Source organism: Phaeovulum sp., assembly GCF_041596715.1.
In the GTDB taxonomy this organism is placed as follows: Bacteria; Pseudomonadota; Alphaproteobacteria; order Rhodobacterales; family Rhodobacteraceae; genus UBA6213.
The window spans coordinates 1-2,081 of sequence record NZ_JBFHIA010000365.1; the positions used below are offsets into that span (position 1 = coordinate 1).

The 2,081-nt window shown below is 65.2% G+C and carries 2 protein-coding genes; both read left to right on the forward strand.

The features are described 5' to 3' along the window. On the forward strand, positions 1-1,017 hold a 1,017-nt coding region (locus ABY403_RS16050; RefSeq protein WP_372841815.1), incomplete at its 5' end, for a class I SAM-dependent methyltransferase. Next, the gene (pgeF, locus tag ABY403_RS16055; RefSeq protein ID WP_372841816.1) at positions 1,001-1,765 is read left to right on the forward strand and encodes a peptidoglycan editing factor PgeF; all 765 of its coding nucleotides are present in this window, start codon (positions 1,001-1,003) and stop codon (positions 1,763-1,765) included. The genes ABY403_RS16050 and pgeF, both read left to right, overlap by 17 nt. Positions 1,766-2,081: the final 316 nt, after the last annotated feature.

The window sequence follows — 2,081 nt, forward strand, 5'->3', positions numbered from 1 at the left end:
CCATCGCACGGCTACTACACGACGCACGACCCGCTTGGCGCTGCGGGTGACTTCATCACCGCGCCGGAAATCAGCCAGATGTTCGGCGAAGTGCTGGGCCTGGCACTGGCGCAAACCTGGTTGGACCAGGGCGCGCCCGCGCGCATCGTGCTGGCCGAACCCGGCCCGGGGCGCGGCACCCTGATGGCCGATATCTTGCATGTGACCGCGCGGGTGCCGGGCTTTGCGGGTGCGGCCGAGGTGCATCTGCTTGAGGCATCGCCCACGTTGCGCGCGATGCAGGCCAAGAAACTTGCGCCCGTAGTCCCCCATTGGCACAACAGCCTTTCCGATCTGCCCGAGGCGCCGCTTTATCTGATCGCCAACGAGTTTCTGGACGCCCTGCCGATCCGCCAATTCGTGCGCGCAGAAGAAGGCTGGGCAGAGCGGCATGTGGGGCTCGACGCGGAGGGGCACCTTGTCTTTGGACTTGCCCCCCCGCAACCATTTGCCGCACTGGCGCACCGTCTTGCCGATACCCGGCCCGGCGATGTGGTGGAAACCTGTGCCGCAGCCGAGGCGGCTGTGGCCGAGGTTGCCCGCCATATCGCAGCCCATGGCGGCGCTGCCATTTTCATCGACTACGGCGGCTGGGAAAGCCTTGGCGACACGTTTCAGGCTTTGCGCGCGCACAAGCCCTGCGATCCGCTCGCCGCACCCGGCGAGGCCGATCTGACCGCGCATGTCGCCTTTGCCCCCTTGGCGCGCGCCGCGCGCGCCGCCGGGGCCGCCGTTACGGCGCTTGTGCCGCAGGGTGTGCTGTTGGAGCAGTTGGGTATCACCGAGCGGGCGCAACGATTGGCGCGCGGGCTGACCGGCACCGCGCTTGACAACCACATCGCCGCGCACCAACGATTGACCCATCCGCAGGAAATGGGAAACCTGTTCAAAGCAATTGCAATTCACCCTTTGGGTGCGCCCCCTCCCGCCGGGTTCGCGCCGGAGCAGCCAAGGGCAGGCCATGCCAACGACGCTTGAGTTTCTGACCTCACCCACCCTGTCTCCGTTTCGGCATGCGTTCTTCACCCGCCGTGGCGGTGCCTCGTCGGGGATATTCGCCGGGTTGAATTGTGGCCCCGGGTCAAGCGATCAGAGCGAGGCGGTGGCGATCAACCGTGCGCGCGCGGCGGCGGCGATGGGTGCCGATCCCGAGGCGCTGGCCGGGGTGAACCAAGTCCATTCCGCAGATGCCATCACCGTTACCGCGCCGCCGCCCCGCCCCTTGCCGCGCGCCGATGCGCTGGTCACGGCAACGCCGGGCGTTGTGCTGACGGTGCAAAGCGCCGATTGCCAGCCGGTGCTTTTTGCCGATGCCCGCGCGGGCGTTATTGGTGCGGCACATGCAGGCTGGAAAGGATCGCTTGCAGGCGTACTGGAAGCCACGCTTGAGGCGATGGAGGCACTGGGGGCGCAGCGTGGCGATACGGTCGCTGTGATCGGGCCCTGCATCAGCCAGCGCGCCTACGAAGTCGGCCACGATTTCATGGAGACGTTTTTAACCGAAGACGCTGGCAACGCGCGCTTTTTTGCAGGCGGTCCGAATGGGCGGCCGATGTTCGATCTGCCGGCTTACACGCTGAACAGGCTGCGCGACGCCGGGGTCAAACACGCGGAATGGACGCGCCATTGCACCTATTCCGACCCGGATCGGTTTTATTCTTATCGCCGCACGACGCATCTGGGTGAGGCCGATTACGGGCGCCTGCTTTCTGCCATCCGGCTCTGACCGGCGCCGCACCTTCGCCACAATCTGCGGCGTGCTGACGCCCTGATCTGCCAACAAACCTCTGCATATCAAGACAAATGCCGCTCATTTTCTGGGCGGTGGGATCGCCGCATATTCACAGCAATTGCCCGAGCTTGCCGCATCGGCGCCGCATTGAACTGTGAAAACTAATCAACGAGGCGGCAAGACCCTGAAGCAATGCAAGACAGGAGTAGAATATGACACCGAAAAAACCGCGCCGCTGGCTGCAATCGGCAATTGCCGAGGCCGCGAAATGTAACGTGGCCATGCCGTGGCAGCGCGGCACGGTGCGCAG

What these genes read in the sequence shown, in the direction of transcription:
- pgeF (WP_372841816.1), top strand. Translation starts at nt 1,001, where the DNA reads ATGCCAACGACGCTTGAGTTTCTGACCTCACCCACCCTGTCTCCGTTT.